At 54.0% G+C, this 19,880-nt stretch carries 19 protein-coding genes and 1 tRNA gene; 11 read left to right on the top strand and 9 right to left on the bottom strand.

Annotated elements, in window-relative coordinates; genetic code table 11:
• Positions 1 to 81: 81 nt before the first annotated feature.
• Positions 82 to 156, bottom strand: a tRNA-Val gene (locus ACOSDR_RS16120).
• A gap of 178 nt (positions 157 to 334) precedes the next feature.
• Here ACOSDR_RS16120 and ACOSDR_RS16115 point away from each other — a divergent pair.
• Positions 335 to 1,180 (top strand): DUF3108 domain-containing protein, encoded by an 846-nt coding sequence (locus tag ACOSDR_RS16115; RefSeq protein WP_420731901.1) that lies wholly within the window; start codon positions 335 to 337, stop codon positions 1,178 to 1,180.
• A 97-nt stretch (positions 1,181 to 1,277) separates the two neighbouring features.
• Here ACOSDR_RS16115 and rplI read toward each other — a convergent pair whose 3' ends face one another.
• From rplI to rpsF, 3 genes are read right to left on the bottom strand one after another with little or no spacing between them, the layout of a single operon-like run.
• On the bottom strand, positions 1,278 to 1,934 hold the full coding sequence (rplI, locus tag ACOSDR_RS16110) for a 50S ribosomal protein L9 (RefSeq protein WP_420723652.1): 657 nt from the start codon (positions 1,932 to 1,934) through the stop codon (positions 1,278 to 1,280).
• Between the two features lie 12 nt (positions 1,935 to 1,946).
• Positions 1,947 to 2,192, bottom strand: coding sequence for a 30S ribosomal protein S18 (gene rpsR, locus ACOSDR_RS16105; RefSeq protein WP_420723653.1), 246 nt, complete (start codon positions 2,190 to 2,192; stop codon positions 1,947 to 1,949).
• Positions 2,192 to 2,698: a 30S ribosomal protein S6 gene (gene rpsF / locus ACOSDR_RS16100; protein ID WP_420731900.1), complete on the bottom strand. Its 507-nt coding sequence runs from the start codon at positions 2,696 to 2,698 to the stop codon at positions 2,192 to 2,194. Before rpsF ends, rpsR begins: the two co-directional genes overlap by 1 nt.
• 358 nt (positions 2,699 to 3,056) lie before the next feature.
• Between rpsF and ACOSDR_RS16095 the strand changes: the two genes are divergently transcribed.
• Positions 3,057 to 5,543: an AAA family ATPase gene (locus tag ACOSDR_RS16095; protein ID WP_420731899.1), complete on the top strand. Its 2,487-nt coding sequence runs from the start codon at positions 3,057 to 3,059 to the stop codon at positions 5,541 to 5,543.
• On the opposite strand, the gene ACOSDR_RS16090 is transcribed toward ACOSDR_RS16095, so the two are convergent.
• Positions 5,536 to 6,624 (bottom strand): hypothetical protein, encoded by a 1,089-nt coding sequence (locus tag ACOSDR_RS16090; protein WP_420731898.1) that lies wholly within the window; start codon positions 6,622 to 6,624, stop codon positions 5,536 to 5,538. The two genes, ACOSDR_RS16095 and ACOSDR_RS16090, sit on opposite strands and share 8 nt — an antisense overlap.
• Before the next feature lie 12 nt (positions 6,625 to 6,636).
• Entirely contained in the window at positions 6,637 to 7,608 is a 972-nt protein-coding gene (locus tag ACOSDR_RS16085; protein WP_420723657.1) for a tyrosine-type recombinase/integrase, read from the bottom strand.
• A gap of 293 nt (positions 7,609 to 7,901) precedes the next feature.
• On the opposite strand from ACOSDR_RS16085, the gene ACOSDR_RS16080 reads away from it, so the two are divergent.
• The 9 genes from ACOSDR_RS16080 to ACOSDR_RS16040 all read left to right on the top strand — a co-directional run bounded on the left by ACOSDR_RS16080 (position 7,902) and on the right by ACOSDR_RS16040 (position 16,747).
• A complete protein-coding gene (locus tag ACOSDR_RS16080; protein WP_420731897.1) occupies positions 7,902 to 8,336 on the top strand; it encodes a hypothetical protein in 435 nt (144 codons plus the stop codon).
• A gap of 238 nt (positions 8,337 to 8,574) precedes the next feature.
• Positions 8,575 to 9,516 carry an ACP S-malonyltransferase gene (fabD, locus tag ACOSDR_RS16075; RefSeq protein ID WP_420723659.1) on the top strand — a complete coding sequence of 314 codons (942 nt, stop codon included), beginning with the start codon at positions 8,575 to 8,577 and terminating at the stop codon, positions 9,514 to 9,516.
• A 53-nt stretch (positions 9,517 to 9,569) separates the two neighbouring features.
• Entirely contained in the window at positions 9,570 to 10,307 is a 738-nt protein-coding gene (gene fabG, locus ACOSDR_RS16070) for a 3-oxoacyl-[acyl-carrier-protein] reductase (RefSeq protein WP_420731896.1), read from the top strand.
• A gap of 212 nt (positions 10,308 to 10,519) precedes the next feature.
• Positions 10,520 to 10,753, top strand: a complete 234-nt coding sequence (locus ACOSDR_RS16065) for an acyl carrier protein (RefSeq protein ID WP_420723661.1) — start codon at positions 10,520 to 10,522, stop codon at positions 10,751 to 10,753.
• A gap of 251 nt (positions 10,754 to 11,004) precedes the next feature.
• The gene (fabF, locus tag ACOSDR_RS16060) at positions 11,005 to 12,267 is read left to right on the top strand and encodes a beta-ketoacyl-ACP synthase II (RefSeq protein WP_420731895.1); all 1,263 of its coding nucleotides are present in this window, start codon (positions 11,005 to 11,007) and stop codon (positions 12,265 to 12,267) included.
• 66 nt (positions 12,268 to 12,333) lie between these two features.
• A complete protein-coding gene (locus tag ACOSDR_RS16055; RefSeq protein ID WP_420731894.1) occupies positions 12,334 to 13,281 on the top strand; it encodes a hypothetical protein in 948 nt (315 codons plus the stop codon).
• Positions 13,282 to 13,308: 27 nt separating this feature from the next.
• The gene (gene mltG / locus ACOSDR_RS16050; protein WP_420731893.1) at positions 13,309 to 14,373 is read left to right on the top strand and encodes an endolytic transglycosylase MltG; all 1,065 of its coding nucleotides are present in this window, start codon (positions 13,309 to 13,311) and stop codon (positions 14,371 to 14,373) included.
• Positions 14,374 to 14,487: 114 nt separating this feature from the next.
• Complete coding sequence (locus ACOSDR_RS16045; protein ID WP_420731892.1) at positions 14,488 to 15,711, top strand: class I SAM-dependent methyltransferase; 1,224 nt, start codon at positions 14,488 to 14,490, stop codon at positions 15,709 to 15,711.
• Between the two features lie 67 nt (positions 15,712 to 15,778).
• Positions 15,779 to 16,747, top strand: coding sequence for a hypothetical protein (locus tag ACOSDR_RS16040; protein ID WP_420731891.1), 969 nt, complete (start codon positions 15,779 to 15,781; stop codon positions 16,745 to 16,747).
• 59 nt (positions 16,748 to 16,806) lie between these two features.
• On the opposite strand, the gene ACOSDR_RS16035 is transcribed toward ACOSDR_RS16040, so the two are convergent.
• From ACOSDR_RS16035 to ACOSDR_RS16025, 3 genes are all read right to left on the bottom strand, one after another.
• A complete protein-coding gene (locus ACOSDR_RS16035; protein WP_420731890.1) occupies positions 16,807 to 18,078 on the bottom strand; it encodes a M24 family metallopeptidase in 1,272 nt (423 codons plus the stop codon).
• Positions 18,079 to 18,206: 128 nt separating this feature from the next.
• Entirely contained in the window at positions 18,207 to 18,941 is a 735-nt protein-coding gene (locus ACOSDR_RS16030) for a GGDEF domain-containing protein (protein WP_420731889.1), read from the bottom strand.
• Between the two features lie 222 nt (positions 18,942 to 19,163).
• Positions 19,164 to 19,838: an SDR family NAD(P)-dependent oxidoreductase gene (locus tag ACOSDR_RS16025; protein WP_420731888.1), complete on the bottom strand. Its 675-nt coding sequence runs from the start codon at positions 19,836 to 19,838 to the stop codon at positions 19,164 to 19,166.
• Positions 19,839 to 19,880: the final 42 nt, after the last annotated feature.

Below are 19,880 nucleotides of genomic sequence, written 5' to 3'. Positions count from 1 at the left end.
AGGATTTTAAACAGGACAAGAGTGTGCCGACCCAAGCGCGGGCTTCGCGAGCGGCGGTGCGCGACATCAAGGATATAAAGATGGTGGGCGATACTGGGATTGAACCAGTGACCCCTCGCGTGTGAAGCGAGTGCTCTCCCGCTGAGCTAATCGCCCATCTTGATTGGGAGGCTGAGGTACAGTCTGGGTCATTGTCTGTCAAGCAGGACCGGTCGGGCTGTTTGTGGCCCACTGGAGTTTTTTGCACTGCAAACGGCTGTTCTGACGGGATCCGGGTGGAAACCGTTTTGTTTCACTCCATATCTTTCTCATTATTAGTCTCAGGGGTAGAAATATGCGGCGACCCGGTGGTCTGGTTTTTGGTTTCATCTGTTTGTGCATCAGCGGTGCGTCGCCCGTCAGGGCCGATGTTCCTATCGACCTGACGCTTGAATATGAAGCCTATTTCGGGGGGATGCATGTCGCCTCCGCGCGAACACAGATTTATCGTGACGCAACCACGTATCATATCGAAGGGAAGGCCCGTGCCCGGGGACTGCTGGACTGGTACAGCGATTGGAAAGGGCAAGTATCCTCTCGCGGGCAGGTGGAAGAGGGGCTGAAGGTTGAACCCAGCACCCATGTCAATGACGGGGTCTGGCGCGGTAAGGAACGGCGCAACAGCCTGACCTTCAATCCCGATGGCACCGTGGATGTCACGCGGGACGCCCCCGATGAGGATGAAATCATCACCCCGGTGCCAAAGGACAGTATTCCAGGCAGCATTGATCCGATTACCGCCATTCTGTCCCTGTCTGGCCTGATCCAACAGGGGGAGCAGTGCCAGGGGACCGTCCCGGTCTATGATGGTCGCAGGCGCTATGACATGTCCGTCACGCCGGATGGGATGCGAACGTTTGAGCGGAATGATTACACCGTGTTTTCAGGTGAAGCGATGGCCTGTCGACTGGAATTTGATCGCATTGGTGGATTCCGGGAACAGACATCCAATAAATACACAAAGACCGCCCATAATCGGATGGTCTGGGTCGCCAGTCCTTTCCCAGACACGCTGCCCATCCCAGTGCGGGTCGAGGTTGATACGGATTTCGGAACATTAATCGTCCACCTGACCGCTGCACGGTATCGCGATCAGGAAGTCGCCCTGGAACCCGGCGGGGATAATCTGGCGGACGACTAGATCCGGCGCCCGTTTCAATAACATGGCCCCAAAAGAGAAAACGCGACACCGTTTCCAGCGTCGCGTTTTCCTTTAACGGCAAAAGCAGAAGTCGCTTTTACTTGTCTTCTTCACCCTCGTCGTCGTCCTGATGGGCGGCGTCCAGGATGCGTTCTGCGGTTTCTTCATCGACCAGTTCCGCCGCCGCTGCTGCAACCTGTGCTGCCTGGCGTTCGGCTTCTTCGGCCATGTCGATATTGGCGCGTTCGGCTTCGGTCACAACGACGTCCTCGCCGCGTGCCTTGCGTTCGGCCTGGGCTTCCGCTTCTTCTTGCGACTGGGCGACGTTGACCTGGACAGTCACAATCACTTCCGGGTGCAGTTTGATGCGGAAGTCGAAGATCCCGATGGTTTTCACCGGGCGTTCCATCATCACCTGACCACGACCGACCTGGATACCCGCTTCGACAATAGAGTCCGCAATATCGCGGGCGGTAACGGAACCGTATAACTGGCCGGTATCGGACGCAGCGCGGATCAGGATGACCGACAGGCCGTTCAAATCATTGGCGACACGTTCGGCTTCGCTCTTGCGTTCCAGGTTGCGGGCTTCCAGTTCGATCCGTTGGGATTCGAAACGCTCCCGGTTCGACTTGGTTGCGCGCACGGCCTTGCCTTGCGGCAGCAGGAAGTTACGAGCATAGCCGGGCTTAACGGCGACTTCGTCACCCATTTGGCCCAGTTTCTCGACACGTTCGAGAAGGATAATCTGCATGGCTGTATCCTCCTATCGGATCACATAGGGGATGAGACCCAGGAAACGGGAGCGCTTGATCGCTGTGGACAAGGCCCGTTGTTTCTTGGCGCTCACCGCGGTGATGCGGGACGGAACGATCTTGCCGCGTTCAGAAATGAAGCGCTGCAGGGTTTTCACATCCTTGTAATCAATCGCCGGCGCGTTTGGGCCGGAGAAAGGGCAGGTTTTCTTGCGGCGGAAGAAAGGCCGCCGTGTTGCTGCTGGTCGCATACCCATCAATTTTCCTCCCGATCATTATATTCACGACGCGGACGGCGCTCGCTGCGCTCCATCCCGGTATCGTCGCCAAATTCGCGACGCGGACCCCGTGGGCGATCACCACCCCGGTCGCCGCGATCTCCACGGTCACCCCGATCCGGGCGATCTCCACGATCGCTGCGTTCCGGGCGATCACGCTCGTCACGACGGGCCAGAACCACGGAAGGTTCGGTCGGCAGGTCTTCGGTGCGAACGGTCATGAACCGCAATACGTCATCATGCAAACGCAGGCGACGTTCCATTTCGACAACGGCATCCGAGCCGACATCGTAATTCATCAGGACGTAATGTCCCTTGCGATTCTTGTTCATGCGGAAGGCGAGGCTGCGAAGGCCCCAATATTCACGGCGGGCAATGGACCCACCGGCTTCGGTCAGGATTTCCTGAGCCATGTCTGCAATGGTTTCGACCTGTGCAGCCGAAACGTCCTGCCGTGCGATCAGCACGGTTTCATAATGCGCCATCAATGTGACTCCCTATGGCTGTTTCACGGTCCGGCGCAGTGGGTCGAATGAAGCAAAACCTCAAACCACCTCTGCCGCCCGGCCCTAGCCGGCCTCCTATCAGCAAGACGAAAACGCCTCAAAGACCAGCAAGGAGTGTCGCCCAGGATCAACCCTGATCCCAGAACGAGCGGCTTATAGGGGAAGAGAGGGGGGGATGCAAGGGGGATATCGGTCTATGTTCCGTCGGGTTGAAGAAGAATATAACTTGCACGTTTTGTGATACTGTTTCAGTGTACTAGTAATAAGTGTTGAACGCGTTGTAACACGACTTGGTTTGGTTGATTTTCATGCAATTTCTGAATGATAACTAGGAATTATGGTGATTGAGCAAGTCGCTCAAATACTGGGGCATGATAAGATCGTGGCGGCGGGATCAGAAACCCTGTTAGCCAAAGCGACTAAACTATTGTTGGCTGGGGAAAGTGGCTGCGGGAAAACCAGCATCGCCGCCAGCATTGTTTCGCGCCTAGCCCATACTCATCACGTTCTGACACTTTGCGCTGACGAAGAACGCCAATCACAGTCTTACTATGTCTTCCATCAGTTGAGACGCAACGATCAAAATGCTCAGCGCTTGAATCAGGCACTCGAGATTGGCCGTGAATTTGTATATGAAGAAATCCCATTTGCTAAGCCGTTTCAGTCACTTGTCAATCTTATCAGCTCTTTGCATAATCAGGAAACACTGAGGGTAATCGCGACAGAATCTGATCATGTTTCAGAAGGGGTTATCGACCTTTTTTCAGCCATGACAAAGTCGCGACCGCTATTACTTTTTATAGACGATATCCAATATCTTGATGCGCCATCATCAAGATTGTTACTTAAGCTAATGAAAAAAGGGCGTGATTGGCCTCACCCAATCAAAATTCTCGCGACGCTGAATAACACGGCGATAGAGCGCAACCCTCTTTCTGAACAACAAGCTAAACTGATCGGGTTTTTGTCGCCGGTAACTCACGTACACAAGTGTCGCCAGAGCCAGTTTGGGGCATTACTGAATGCTTTTGGCCTGCAGGGACCTATTGCGTCGCAAGACTTAAAGATGCTCTTCGATTGTTCAGGAGCACATTTGGAAATAGTTCGCACCTTTGTTGAGGATGCCAATCTTCAGGGAATCTCTTCAAAGGCATTATTTGCCGGGCAAACAGAGGCCTTGGTAACGCTATTGCACCGCTATCTCACCGAGACTGGATTTTACGGTAGTGGGGCCGAAGTAATCTTAGCCGCTGCCGCGATTTGCGGACAAAACATCGTAGAGGAGGAGGTGGTCTGCATTACCGGTGCAGAACTATCTGAGGTTAAGCGCAGTATTGCAGCAGCGATGCGGTGGAAGTTGTTGGAAGAAGAGATGGGAGTGCCTCGTTTCCGTCACGAAATCACACGTCACTATTTTGAAAACAGTCGGCGCTCGGAACGGTCGGGCTTGCACGGAACCTATGCCAAATGCCTTCAAAAGATGAGGCCTGCAGAGTTCGGTCTGCATTTTACACACCTGAAAAAAGCCGGTCTAATCCATGAAGCTGGCACCGCCTATTGCCTTTGGGCAATCCGTGCTGCGGTAATGCACGCCACAATGGACCTTCCAACATTGGATTGGTCATCACCTCCCTGGCACGAGGTAGAGTACCTTGGCAGTGCCCTGAACGATGTCTTGAAAGCGATCGATATTTATCGGGAAGGGCAATATGAAATCGCATACAAACACCTTTCAGCAATCGTTGAGGCTGTGCCAGACGAGATATTGGCAGAGCGCGACGGTCTGATGGCTATGTGTTTGCTGCAAAGTTTAGTACAAGAGGATCGAACTGCGGCTGCGGCCCTACTAGAACCTTGGCGGGACCAGTTACAGGACGCAAGTGATACTTGGGTGCGGCTGATGATGTCGCTAATGTTTGCCCAGGTTCAGTTAGGGCTGTTCACAGAAGCCAGGCAGTTAGAACGTGAGGTTTTGAGGCGCCTTGAGAGGTTTCGCCGTCGTGACGAAGGCGTTCGGCATCTGCTCAACAGGTTTCAAGCGGCCAGTTGTATGCTGCATGCAAGCGAAATTGCCATACGCAGAACGGAGCGCCTCATCGAAGAGCTAGAAAAGCTGCCGCCTGGTGAGGGTTATCTGGAAAGCAACACTCACTTCGTTGCTCTGTCTAATGCATCAGGACTTGAACTAGCCGCTGGTAACTATCAAAAATCGGTCGACTATGCAGAACGCGCATTAACCCTGCGAGGCAACGCCCCCTCTAGAAGGTTCCAGTCCTTTGCGCCCGCGTTGAGCAATCTCCTAGTTGCTCATGCCCTTGCACATCCATCTCAAGTAGAGAACCTCGTGTCGATATACGAACACACATTTGAGTTAAGGCCTGAAGATGAGGATAGCATACTGTTTCGGAACAATCAGGCTGGAATCCTGATTGCAGCCGGACGACTGGAGCAAGCCAACGCGTTGTTGACAGAGGATTATCTATCCATGAAGAATACACCGCATTGCGATGGTTACTTCTTCTATTTCACAACGCAAAACCTTGCCTTGTCGGAGTATTTAGCAGGGGCAACGGAGCGTGCGATGGCTTTACTTGATGAAGCACGTGAGAGGGAAGGTGATCTTCTTCCAGATTGTACAAGTTATCTGATTCAGCGGCACCTCTACGTACGTGCAATCTGGGAATCTAACCCCAAATTAACATTGTTGGAACAAAACAGCCTTCTGACGGATATGGCTGAGCAACAAGGAAAGGTCGGCCCTAGCTGGTCGTTTTTTGGCCGCTTGCCTTTATTTACGTCCATCGAAATCTGGTCGCTTATGTAGGTACAAATTTGTTTACACGCGTAAGGCCGATACCTATCAGGCAAGCTGCCATGGCTTCATAAGTTAAATCCATGAACTGGAAGGAATGAGCAACGGCGCCATTGCGTGTTAAATGGGGAATGGCATTAAGATCCGTGATATAATAGAGACCAGTATCAGCGATCCTGAAATCAACCCGGCTGATCCCATCTAAAGTAAGCAAACTATGGGCGGTTGAGGCGGCACTGCATACCTTCTTTGCGAGCACTGGTTCGAATTGGCTGAAATCCCAGTATTCATAAGCATCGTTGAAAACCGTTTCAAAAGTAAGGTACTGATCTCCAAGGTTGAAGTTCCCATCCAGGATTACACTGCAAGGGGGCAGGCTGACCGCATCCAAGCCGCCGATGACAGGCACTTCCACTTCTTGCCCAGGAATAAAGACTTGAACCATTAAAGGCTGATCCAATTCATTTGAGCGATTTTTCAGGAAAGATTCTTTCTCTTCGCTCCAACAAAACACTGAATGCTCGTCGATACCAATCGACGCGGATTCATAAACCGGTTTTGCAATAACTTTTTGGCCGATAGGTGGTTTGAGATTACTGGTCCAACCAAGATTGGGGGAAAAGAGCCAACTTTCGGGAACCGGAAGCCCAAACTGGCGCAATAGAGTGACAACATGAAATTTGTTTTCCGTCAAAGCCAGTCCATAAGGATCCATTGTGCAGGTTGCTATGTCATGCGCTGCACAAAAAAGTGGAACAATAGCGGAAGCGGCCCGCGCCTGAATGGGCGATACGGTGCTATAGGCGATATGATTTGTCTGTTTCAAATCAATATTAACTGTTTCGCTGATAAAATTGAAGAAATCAGCCTCGCTTTGAAACAGTTCGCAATAAGCAACGACACTTCGCAAAGCCCACAGTAAATCGCTGACCTCACCGTCTGAAAAGAACTCCGTAACAATGGGATGCTCCTGCCAGTATTCGGCACGTTCAGAGCCGGATACATGCGCCACCAGAGAGAAACGGGTCTCTGCACCTTTGTCTTTAGCCAGTTCAATCAACTGGGCAACAATGCGTGGAATAGGATGCACCATAATTCCTAGTTATCATCCCTGGATGCGTTTCATGGCCTCCTCTAGGCTGCGGTCGCTGACGGCGGTGTAGATTTCGGTGGTGGAGATTGAGCTGTGGCCGAGAAGGCGTTGGGTGTGGCGGAGGTCTAGGCCGTTTTGCAACAGGTGGGTGGCGGTTGTATGGCGGATCATATGCGGGGTGACGTGGCGGCTAAGTGGCGCGCTGCGGGTTAGGGCGGCGAGGCGTTTGCGGATGATGGTGGGGGTGAGCGGCATGCCCTTGCTGTTTATAAGCAACCGTTTGATAGGGGGATAGCCTGTTGGCTGCCACGCGTCCCGGACTGTCAGATAGTGGCGTAACTGATCCTTCAAAAGATCATCGGTTATCGGTACCCAGCGTTCACGATTGCCCTTGCCGTGAACACGCAAGCCATTGGCATCATTGGCCAGGACATCGCCTGCTGTGAGTGCACAAAGTTCTGAAACGCGCACTGCCGAGGCATAGAGTAATTCAAGCGCCAGAAGACTGGTAAGGGCATTGAAGCGATCTGGCCTGTGTTGGCACCCGTCAAAAGATAGGGAACCGCTGTGATGCAAAAAGGGACGGCGAGCGGCACTTAACAAGGCTGCAATTTCTTCCCGGCTTAAGCCTCTTGGAAGGCGCTGTGGCAGTCGTATGCGCAGATCCATGCGGTGAAAAGGGGTGACGGGGACTCTGTCCTCTAACTCCAGCCATCGAAAGAACGCTTTCAGACAGGCGATACGGCGTTTTACCGATGCCGGGCTCAATCTTCGCGGCCCCATAAGATAGGAGAGATATCCACGCAGTGTCTCTCTATCGACATTTTGCGCTTCCATATCCACGCCCAAATATCTCTGAAACTCCGCTAAATCAATGGCATAGGCTCGCAGGCTGTGGGGGGACAGGCTCTTTCCCACGCGGCAATGGTTTAAAAATACCTCGCAGCCTTGTGCCAGGCGCAAGGGGTTTGTTTCTAATTTCATTGGGATTCCTTTGGCATTTCAGAACATTCCTTCAGGTGTGGAATTTGACTGAAAAGACCTTCTGTGGCTACGCATCAAGCGATGAATATGATTCGGAAACGCACGCGATATTGATGATTCTACTTTGGTTATTTTTACTTTGTGGATTAGGTAACGGAGCGATATTTCCAATATTTTTATGTATTAAATATAATCTTGATATGTAAACTTCATAAAAATAGGTATTCAGGTCATTTTTTATTTGAATGCTTATCCGAATCGGCCGATTCTCTTTGTTAACAAGGAGAGACAAGATGCAAGATCCGCAAGAGATGAAAACCGTGATGGCAGATTTGATCGCGCGTGAGTTAAAGCGCCTGGCGACACTGTCAGATATCGTGGTTTACACATTGTATGACCCTGAAATGCCCGATGAACCCTTGGATTTCTCATTGTTGGATCGTGAGGAGTTGGGGGAGTCCATCCAGTTGGATATCGACTTTGCCTTTGAGGGGGTGGCGCTTTGGTATTTGTGCCGGCGGGAGGGCGATGCTTTCAGCGCCAAGAAAATACTGATCCAGATTCGCGATGGCCGATTCGTACATGGTCAGGTTGGTGACTTTGACGGGTTTTGGGATGAATTCCCGCAATATGTCTCGGAAGACCGCTGGGTCCGTTCGGCCGTTCTGCAGGGCGGTGTGAATGATGATTCGGAGTTTTCCGACCAATTCGCCGCCGCCGCTGAGTAAGAATTAAGTAAATCTGGAGTTTGACCTCTGATTTACATGAGAGTTTCACCCTGGCAGGGGTAAAGCGTCCCGGATGATTGCGTCCGGGGCGCTTTGCTTTTATGTGCGGCTTTGTGGGGTTGTGTGTTGATGGCTTGACAGAAAACCGTCTCCGTCTATGACTGAGCCCGGTTTACCGCGCGGTTTTGGCGCGTTTGGCACGAACAATGCCCGATAGAGCGGGCAGGAGGGGGCAAGAATGACGCGGGCATTTGTATTTCCAGGTCAGGGCAGTCAAGCCATTGGAATGGGTAAGGATCTTGCCGATGCTTTTCCTGTCGCGCGCAGTGTATTCGAAGAGGTCGATGACGCGCTGAACCAGAAGCTGTTCAAGCTGATGCAGGATGGCCCGGACAGCGATCTTACGCTGACAGAAAATGCGCAACCGGCCTTGATGGCGGTCAGTCTGGCGGTTGTCCGGGTGCTGGAATCAGAGGGCGGGCGATCCCTTTCTGATATGGTTGAATGCGTCGCCGGGCACAGTTTGGGGGAATATTCGGCCTTGGCGGCGGCACGTGCCTTGGAACTGGCCGATACGGCGCGGCTGCTGAAGCTGCGCGGCAAGGCGATGCAGGCTGCTGTTCCCGTAGGCGAGGGGGCGATGGCTGCCATTCTGGGGTTGGATCTGGAGCAGGCGGAAGCGGTTGCCGCACAGGCGGCCCAGGGCGATATTTGTGCGGCTGCCAATGATAATGCGCCGGGACAGGTTGTGATTTCCGGGACCAGGGCTGCCGTAGAGCGGGCGATTGAAATTGCCAAGGAAAAGGGCGCAAAACGCGCCATGCTGTTGCCGGTTTCCGCCCCCTTCCACTGCGACCTGATGGCCCCGGCAGCGGATGCGATGGCGCGTGCGCTGGCGGAAACTGTTATTCAGCCACCAGCGGTGCCGATTATCGCCAATGTCACGGCAGCACGTTGTATTGATCCGGAAGCCCTGCGTACCCAATTGGTGGAACAGGTTTGCGGGCGCGTGCGCTGGCGCGAATGTGTTTTGACGATGAAGGATCTGGGCGTCGATACGCTGGTCGAAGTGGGTGCGGGTAAAGTACTATCGGGACTGGCGCGGCGCATCGATAAGGATTTGACCGGCGTTGCGGTTAATGGTCCTGCGGATGTTGAGGCTTTCTTAAAGAGCCTGTAATCCTGGACTGATCGGTAACGTCTTTAAGGAATCCATTTGGAAAGGGAGTTGGAATGTTTGATTTAACAGGCAAAACAGCCTTGGTGACAGGCGCGACAGGCGGCATTGGTGGCGAAATTGCGGTCGCTCTGCACGCGGCTGGTGCGACGGTCGGGCTAAGTGGCACGCGGGCAGAGCGTTTGCAGACCCTGGCCGATACGCTGGGCGATCGCTGTTTTGTCCTGCCCGCCAATCTGTCCGACCCGCAAGGGCCGGAAGACCTGGCAAAGGCGGCAGAGGCTGCCATGGGCAGTATCGATATCGTAGTCAATAATGCAGGGCTGACCCGCGATAATCTGGCGATGCGCATGAAGGACGAAGAATGGGATCAGGTGATCGCGGTCAATCTGACGGCGGCCTTTCGCCTGTCACGGGCCTGTTTGCGGGGCATGATGAAGCGCCGCTTTGGCCGAATCATTGGCATAACATCCATCGTTGGCGTTACAGGCAATCCTGGTCAGGCGAATTATGCGGCGTCCAAGGCCGGGCTGATCGGCATGTCAAAATCCCTGGCACAGGAAGTCGCCAGCCGGGGGATCACGGTCAATTGTGTGGCGCCGGGTTTCATTGAAACGGCTATGACAGATGAATTATCCGATGCACAGAAGGAAAAGCTGATGGGCGCGATTCCCGCAGGGCGTATGGGATCTGCGCAGGAAATTGCGGCAGCGACATTGTATCTTGCTTCAGTCGAGGCTTCCTATGTGACCGGTCAGACCCTGCATGTAAATGGCGGTATGGCAATGATCTGAGGGTGTTCGTGACAGAAGGGGTTTCCGGGCGCGACTCGGGGTATCTTGCATTCTGTCATTCAGTTGACACGATGGGCTGGTCCTTCCAGTTTAAGTGTGATAGGCAGGCGCCGTCGCGCTGAGAAAGCGGCGCTGGCAAAGGGTTAATCAGTAAGTTAGGCACTAAGGTCGGCCGGTTCTCCTGGGCCGCGACAAACAAGGGAAAGAATGATATGAGCGACGTTGCGGAACGTGTAAAAAGCATTGTTGTTGAGCATCTGGGCGTGGATGCCGACAAGGTTGTAGAGTCGGCCAGTTTCATTGATGATCTGGGCGCTGACAGCTTGGACACTGTTGAACTCGTGATGGCCTTCGAAGAAGAATTTAATTGCGAAATCCCTGACGACGAGGCCGAAAAAATCGCCACCGTCCAGGATGCGATTACGTTTATCGAAGCACACAAGTAAGTCATTTGCGGGATCGGGTGGTCGATTCTTCGGCCGCCCGACACTGACTTTGACTGGTTTATACCGATTGACTGTTCACTTCGATAACAATGCGTCTTTGGCCGGTTGAGGCAGTATGGCCTCTCCTGGAAAACAGTGCGTTTGAATCCTCTCCTCGGGGCGATAGACTGATACTTTTTGGTATCCTTCATGTCTCGCGGAGTGTCTTATTTTACGATGCATTGGTCGGACAAGGTTAGGATGGGGCAATAATGAAGCGTGTTGTCGTCACAGGCCTCGGTGCCGTAACCCCGCTTGGGGTGGGTGTTCAGAATGTTTGGGATCGTTTGATTGATGGAAAATCGGGCATTACGCCGGTTTCCACATTCGATGTATCAGATTTGCCTGCCAAGATCGCTGGCATGGTTCCTCGCGGTACAAAAGACGATGGTGCCTTCGACCCGGAAGAATGGGTCGAGAAAAAAGAACTCAAGAAAATGGACACCTTTATCGCCTTCGCGCTGGCAGCGGCTGCGCAGGCGGTTGAGGATTCCGGTTGGCGTCCTGACGCAGAAGAAGATCTGGATCGCACCGGTGTGATGATCGGGTCTGGTATTGGCGGTCTTGCCGGGATTTCCGAAGGCTCTGTCATTCTGGAAACCCGCGGTCCGCGCCGGATGAGCCCGTTTTTCATTCCAGCCAGTCTGATCAATCTGGCCAGTGGCTATGTGTCCATTGTCTATGGATTCCGTGGACCTAACCATGCGGTTGTGACGGCATGCGCGACGGGAACCCATGCGATTGGGGACGCCGCGCGCCTGATCATGTTTGGCGATGCCGATGTTATGTTGGCAGGCGGCACGGAAGCCGCAGTGTGCCGCATTGGCATGGCGGGCTTCGCTGCTTCCCGGGCCTTATCGACCAATTTCAATGATACCCCGGAACGTGCATCTCGCCCCTGGGATAAGGATCGCGATGGCTTCGTCATGGGCGAAGGGGCGGGCGTTGTCGTTCTGGAAGAACTGGAACATGCCAAGGCACGGGGTGCGAAAATTTATGCCGAGGTCCTGGGATATGGTCTGTCGGGCGATGCCTACCATATCACGGCGCCATCAGAAGATGGATCAGGCGGCTTCCGTGCGATGCAAGGCGCCTTCCGCAATGCCGGTATCGGTGTTGATAAGATCGATTATGTGAATGCCCATGGAACCTCTACCCCGTTGGGGGATGAGATTGAATTGGGCGCTGTGAAGCGGCTTTTTGGCGATCACGCGTATCAGATCGCCATGTCTTCTACAAAATCCGCAATCGGGCATTTGTTGGGCGCCGCCGGGGCGGTGGAAGCAATTTTCTCGGTCAAGTCGATTCAGACCGGAATCGTTCCGCCAACACTTAATCTGGACAATCCGTCGGACAGCTGTGACATCAATCTGGTCGCCCATACAGCGCAGGAACGGAAGGTCGACTATGCACTTTCCAACAGTTTCGGCTTCGGGGGCACCAATGCCAGCATCATCTTTGGTCCGGCCCCTTAACGGAAAAATTCAGTCAGATCCCTGTCGCAGCAACCGTTCTGTGGGATACAGGGTATAGGGGGGGCGATGGGACGGCTATCGCTGGGGCAGCAAGGGCTGATCTGGTGTCTGATATTTGTTGTGTTGGACGCCGCCCAGGCTGTGTATTTTGGCGGAATTCTGCAGCGCCTGGATGGATTTCTGATGGGCGGTCTGGTGTTTGGATTGTCGTCAATCGGATGCATTCTGTGGACAGTGTTCAGGCGCCCGCAGCAGCTTCAGGTCGTCTTTGACAACAGGCCGTCTGTTCTAGGGGTTAATCTTTCTGCGGCGGGCGGCTGGATGGCGTATTTCATCGCCATTCAGGTCATTGAACCAGCCGTCGCCTTCACGATCTTTTCTGGCGTAATTCCCCTGACAACGATTGTTGCGAAGCGGATGGGCTTTGCAGAGGCGCAATCATCGCGCAATGGCGTAGAGGCTCTTGGCAACGGTGTCTTGACCCTGGGGATGCTCTTACTGGCGGCATTCACTCTGTTGGGCTGGTCTGGATTTGTGCGGGGCGGCATTGGAACGGGCCTTCTGGGACTGGTTTTTTCCGCGATTGCAGGCATCCTGATCGCCATGATGCTGTTATACAGCAAGCGTTTGGATCTTCGCGGATTGGAACCGGTGCCGCAATTCGGGTTCCGGTTTCCAATTTATCTGGTTCTGACTGCTATAGGCTATGCCTCCGGTATTGATGCCAAGGCAGCTGTTCCGTTCACAGACCTTCTATATGCGGTTGCCATCGGCATGGTGGTGCTGGCTTTCCCCATCTATGCGGTCCAGAAGGCAGTTTCCCTGACAACATCCCTGACGATCAGCTCCGTCGCGGCGATTGCGCCCCTGATTGTCTTTGGCTTGCAGGTTCTGGAAGGGCGGGTTGATTATTCCAATTCGACCTCTGTGGGACTTGCTGTATATTTCATGGGTGCAATCATTGCAGCCGTGGGCAGTGCGCATGCGGCGACCCGGAAAAAAAGCCTGGCCTGATCAGATCTTTAGCCGATAGGAGCATGCGTGTCAGAGCCGTCTGAAGACCCAACAGATAATGAACCTGCCGGCACACCACCTTCCCCCAAACGCGGCGGATTGGGCCGGGCCCTGCGCCGGACTCTGATTTTATGTCTTGTTGTCGGTGTTGTGCTGGCGGGGGCGGCCATTTGCGTGGTGTTCTGGGCACAGGATACCTATCACGCATCAGGGCCACTGCAGCAAGAAGTCGAAGTGGTGATCGAGCCTGGGGCCAGCCTGCAGCGCATCGCGGCGAATTTACAGCGGGCAGGCGTCATTGAATATCCTAAGGTTTTTATCGCTATGCTGCGATATCAAAACCAGCATACCCAATTGAAGGCGGGGGAGTATCGCTTCCTGCCCGGCCAGTCCCAAGCGGAAGTGGCGCAGACGTTGATCGCCCATCATGTGATAGAACATCGTATCACAATTCCAGAAGGGCTGACCGTTTCCGAGATTTTCGGAATTATTGAGCAGACCGACGGTTTAACCGGGGGGCTGCCGCCAAAGTCACCGGAAGGCACGCTGTTCCCGGAAACGTATCAATATCGTCGGGGCGACAGTCGCGCCTCCATCGTTGACCGTCTGCAGTCGAAAATGGCGGCAACGGTCCAGGAATTATGGCAATCCCGTGCTGAAAACCTGCCTTACAGCACCCCCGAAGAGGCGGTGATCCTGGCGTCGATTGTGGAAAAGGAAACCGGTATTGCATCGGAACGCGCCCATATTGCCGGCGTTTTTGTCAATCGTCTGCGCAAGGGCATGCGCCTGCAATCGGACCCGACAATTGTCTATGGTCTGACGCAGGGTGACGGGCCGTTGGGTCGCGCTTTGACCCGGCAGGACTGGAAACTGGAAAATCCTTATAACACCTATCTGATCACAGGATTACCACCCGGCCCGATTGCAAATCCCGGCCGGGACGCGCTGATCGCTGCCATGCAGCCAATGAAGACAAAGGATATTTACTTTGTCGCGGATGGCACAGGGGGGCATGCATTTGCTGAAACCTTGACCCAACATAACAGAAATGTCGCCAAGTGGCGCAAGATCAGAGATGCCGTTGAGTAAATGCATAAAATCGAATGAGAGAATTACTCGATTTCGGTAGAATTCATATGCTAAGGTTTCACCTGGTTTGTTCGACGGTATGTTTTGGTGTGTCCGGGGGGAATTCTGGACGTGATGTTAGATCAAGTATTGAAGCGTTTGATCCGGTACGGTCGTTTGGTCGTCGTCGACGCGAAGGGTGCAAAAAAAGAATATGGTAATGCGGGTGAAACCGAGGATCAGTCCGACGGGACAGAGCCGCTTACCATGCATTTGCACGATAAAACAGTTGCCTGGACCATTGCGCTGAACCCGGACCCCGCCTTTGCAGAGGCCTATATGGATGGGCGCCTGTCCTTCACGGGGGGGCGCATATGGGATTTTCTTGAACTTGTTGGTCGAAATATAACCAGCGGCTCCGGGGCAAGCATGCCTGCCAGCATTGGCCGCGCTTTGGGCTTTATGATGCGCAAAGTGCATCAATTGAATCCCGCCGGGCTTTCCCGTCAGAACGTCGCGCATCACTATGACTTGTCGGGTGAACTGTATGACCTGTTCCTGGACAAGGATCATCAGTATTCCTGTGCATATTTTCCGACATCAGAGGCAGGCCTGGAAACGGCACAAACCGCAAAGAAACGCCATATCGCAAACAAACTACTGCTGAAGTCCGGTATGCGGGTGCTGGATATCGGCTGTGGTTGGGGTGGTATGGCGTTGAGCATCGCCAAACAGGTTGAGGGCGTCCATGTGCTGGGCGTTACATTGTCGACTGAACAATTGGCGATTGCGCGCAAACGCGCGGACGAGGAAGGTCTGGCCGACCGCGTGAAGTTCGAACTGATCGACTATCGCTTTGTTGAGGGACAGTTTGATCGCATCGTGTCTGTGGGCATGTTCGAACATGTTGGCGTCCCGAATTACCAGGCGTTCTTTGATAAGGTTCAGTCCTTGTTGACCGATGATGGCGTGGCGTTGATCCATGCGATCGGGCGCAATGAGGGACCGGGCATTACAAGCCCTTTTATTCGAAAGTATATCTTTCCAGGTGGATATATTCCCGCCCTTTCGGAGGTTATCACACGCATTGAAAAGACGCGCCTGTGGATGACGGATATTGAAATTCTGCGTCTGCATTATGCGGAAACATTAAAGCACTGGCGCTATCGCTTCCTGGAGAATTGGGACCGGGCGGAGCAGATTTATGACGCGCGCTTTTGTCGGATGTGGGAGTTTTATCTGGCCGTGTCTGAGATGAGCTTCCGCTATGACACGCTGATGGTCTGGCAAATCCAACTCTCCAAGCGGTTGGAAACCGTGCCCCTGACACGAGACTACCTCTATTCCAAGGACGCGTGATCCGTCACGGTTTCGTCAGACAGGGATGCTATAATGCTTGCATTGAGGAGTCGGGCAGGAGGCATTGATGTCTGTTGGGTCATGGTCATTTGCATTCATAGGATTGATCCTGATGGTCGGGGTGGAGGCAAAAGCCGGGGATTTCATCGTTTTAAGCGATTTGCCCTATACTGAGGATCAACAGCGGGTTTTTGAAGATCAGATTATTCCGGCGATTAAGGCGGACTTGGCCCCTTTTGTTATTCATGTTGGTGATTTCAAAGGCAGCAAAGAGGTGTGCAGTGACGGCCTGTTTCTGGCCGTTCGGGACACGCTGTATGGTTTGAAGCCAGGGCGGGTTTTCCTGACACCAGGGGATAATGACTGGACCGATTGCGACCGGGATTCCACTGGACTGGCGATGCGGGAATATGATCGCCTGTCGCGCCTGCGCCAGATTTTCTTTGAGCCCGCGCCGGAAAGCCCAGAGGAAATGCATGTGATGCGCCAGGATGGATATCCTGAAAATGCGCGCTGGGTCGATGATGGTGTAACATATGTGACCTTGCATGTTGTCGGCACCAATAATGGACGTGCGCAGATCCTGCTGGATGATGTCGATTTCGCCCTGGCCCAGGTCAGCGCGCGTGAACAGGCCAATCGGGTCTGGCTTGAGGGGGCGGTGGAACAGGCCAGGGAGGCCCAGGCAAAGGCGCTGGTCATTGCGATGCAGGCCGATGTAACGGAACCTTGGGGCAGCGGGTCCTGTGAGGGCACCACGCGGATAAAATGCGATGCCTTCGCTATGTTGAGAGATCAAGTGAGGCTGGCCGCTCAGCAGTTTAGGGGACCGGTTCTGTTGATCCACGGGGATTCCGACCCCTATTGTCTGGATCAGGAATTTGGGGGAGATCAGGCCCCGAACCTGTGGCGCCTGAATTCTGCGGGGGACTATGCCGTTATCGACGCGGTAAAAGTCACGGTTCAGCCCGACAGCACAACGCCCTTTATGGCACGGACATTGGTTTCGGGTCAGGCCCCGCGGCAGGGGTGCTGAACCGGGCCAACTTTTTTGTCGGCCCGGTTTTAGACAATCTCAGGCGCGATATGCCTGAATTACAGCCAATTGGTTTCATAGGGATAGGTGGACATGCGTTCGACGCCGGTTTCCGTAATGACAACCTGTTCTTCCAGCTTCACGCCTTCGCGTCCGCCTTCGACCCCGATGAAGCTTTCCACGCACATCACCATGCCCGGCACGAATACGCCGTCATAGCCTTTCGCATTAAAATCCGCCTTGTGTTTGATCGACGGGTATTCATCCGCCAAACCAATGCCATGCATGCAACTGGTATAGCGGTTTGACAGAAATTCATCAGGGATGGTCCAGGTGGATTCTGTCACTTCCCGGAAGGATTTGCCAGGGCCCAATGTGCCGATATTGTATTGGATCTGCTCATACGCCTTGGCATAGAGGCGTCGTTGTTCATCGGTTGGTTTGATATCCCCCTGATCCACGCCACAGACCCAGGCGCGTGAGATATCGGAGCAATATCCATAGGGGCCGATCAGATCCGTGTCGAAGCTGACCATATCACCCAATTCGATGGGACGCATGGAGCATTCCCGGAACCAGGGATTGGTGCGTGGCCCGGCGGAAAGCAGGCGGGTTTCGATCCATTCCCCGCCCAATCGGATATTGACCTCATGCAACTTCGCCCATAGCGCATTTTCGGTGATGCCCGGTTCCAGGATGGCGCGCATTTCGCGGATACCCTGTTCACAGGCATTCATGGATGCCTGCATCAGGATCAGTTCTTCCGGCGATTTGATGGCGCGGGCCATTTCTGCCAGACCTTCACCGTCATGCAAGCTGATTTGCTGGTCCTGCAGCGCGCTGGCGGCCATGATGGAGACATGATCCACCGCGATACGATTGTTGCCCCCACCATAGGTTTTGACCAGATCTGAGATTTGGTCGGCAAACATCTTCACACGTTCTTCGCCCCTTGGCCCGACGGAAAAGAAATAGAAAGAGGGAATGGCGCGATATTCATCAACGCCCGGCAGGTCTGTGGCCAGATGCGGGTGGTTGGCGTAATCAAATAGAATGACCGGCCCATCGGTACACACGAAGACGCAGCGGGTTTCATAATGTGCGCACCAGACCTGCATGTTGGTGGCGTCGGTCGCATAGCGCGTGTTCAACTGGTTAAAGAACAGGCCACCGGCATAATCACCAGCCTTCAGGGCATCGCGTAATCTTTTTAGACGATAACCCCGAACCACATTCAGGTCGGTTGGGGCTTCGGAATATTCCATTGCGCCGTGTTGGCGGGGTGCCTTTTTGACGGCGTCGATTGCGTTCAGGCCCATTGCTGCGCTCACACTTCTGCCTTGCCAGCGTCGCGATATGCGAACACCTAAGACAGCAGCTTGGGTCCAGATTGACAGCGGCAGTTTCCTGATTGCGACGCTATTGCGTTAATATTGGCTGGGGCGATCCCGCCTGATCGCTATTGCGTTAATATTGGCTGGGGCGTTACCGCCCGATCGCGTTTACGGTCATACATGGCGGCATCGGCCTTGGCGAACAGATTGTCGGCCTCGTCCCTTGGTCCATAAGGGGCATATCCAAACGATGCGCGAATGGGGATACGCATGCCATTCCAGGGAACATCGCTGCAGTTCAGAATTTGATCCAATTTGCGAACACGCAGTTTGGCCCCTTTGTCATCCGTGTCCGTCAGGATCAGGGCGAATTCATCCCCGCCAATACGCGCAGCACTGTCAGTAAAGCGGGTATGCCGGTTCAGGATTGTGCCAACCGTGGCCAGCACCAGGTCACCAACGGGGTGCCCATGGCGATCATTGATTGCCTTGAATCCATCCAAATCGATCATGACAAGCACACCCTTTTCGCCATGCCGTTTGACCCGCGCAAGGGCTGTTTCCAGCGCCAGTTCAAAGCCGCGCCGGTTCAGCAGGCCGGTTGTCTCATCCGTGCGCGACAGATGCTCCAATGTCGCGATCCGGCGTTGTGCATCGGTCAGATTCTGACGCGCTTCCTGCGCCAGGGTCAGGGCATCGCGCAGCAATCGACGGTAATTGCGTATTTCCGCCCAATCGGTTGGACGGTCGTTCAGGCCGGATTGGTCATGCCCATCGGGGGATACAATCCCCTGCCCATCGGGGGATACAATCCCTTGTGTATCACTGACCAGACGTAATTTTTCAACTGCTTGGACCATTATGCTCTCTCCCGTTCCCAAATCCCAATCTGTGGGAAACAGGGCAAATCGCATGCCAAAGGGAAGCTTGCCCAGAAAACGCTCTACAGTCCGGGCTTTTGCGCAGCCCTGTCATCAAATTGGCTTTAGCATGCAGATGAAGGGAGGATTTTCCTGCCCAGTTGCCCGGAATCGGATTCCTAGTGGTGGGGAATCAAGATGTAGTGTCTATCTTGTGCAGGGTTAGAAACGCTCCAGCCAGGGGCGCAATTCAACTTCCCAGGTCCAGGCGCTGCGATGTTGGCGGTGCAAATCCAGATAACTGTGCGCGATAGTCGTCGGGTCCAGTTTGTCATCTTCCGGGCAGGGGCCTGTGGCAATGCTGCCATCAATGATGAAATGCCCAATATGAATACCCAGGGGTTGCAGTTCCCGCGCCATAGATTGACACAACCCCCGCAGGGCAAACTTCCCCATCGCGAAGGTGGAGGAATTTGGATAGCCTTTTACGCTGGCAGATGCCCCGGTAAACAGGATCGACCCAGTGCCGCGGGGAATCATGCGCTTGGCCGCAGCCTGTCCAACCAGAAAGCCCCCAAAGCATGTTGTCTCTATCGCTTCTTTCACAGCGGCCGGGTCCAGATCCTGAATCGGGCCGCGCACCCGTTTTGAGGCATTGAAGACTACCAGATCGGGCACGCAGGGCAGGGCGTTGAACAAGGCCTCCACCTGATCCGCCTGGGACGCATCGCAGGCATGGGCAACCGCCCCTGTTTCCTGGCACAGTTCGTCCAGTTTTGATGGTGTGCGCGCGGCAAGATGGACTGCCATCCCCTGTTCATGACACAGGCGGGCCAGCGCGGCACTAAGGCCGGATCCTGCGCCAACGATAAGAGCGGTTTCCTGTGCTAGTGCCACGTTTATTTCCTCCAAAGGATTTTTCAGAATAGTTAGGGTCGC

Origin of the sequence: Hwanghaeella sp. 1Z406 (assembly GCF_048892425.1) — a bacterium.
Lineage (GTDB): Bacteria > Pseudomonadota > Alphaproteobacteria > UBA8366 > Aestuariispiraceae > Pacificispira.
Note: the sequence above shows the minus strand (reverse complement) of the source record. Positions and strands in the feature narration are given on the sequence as shown.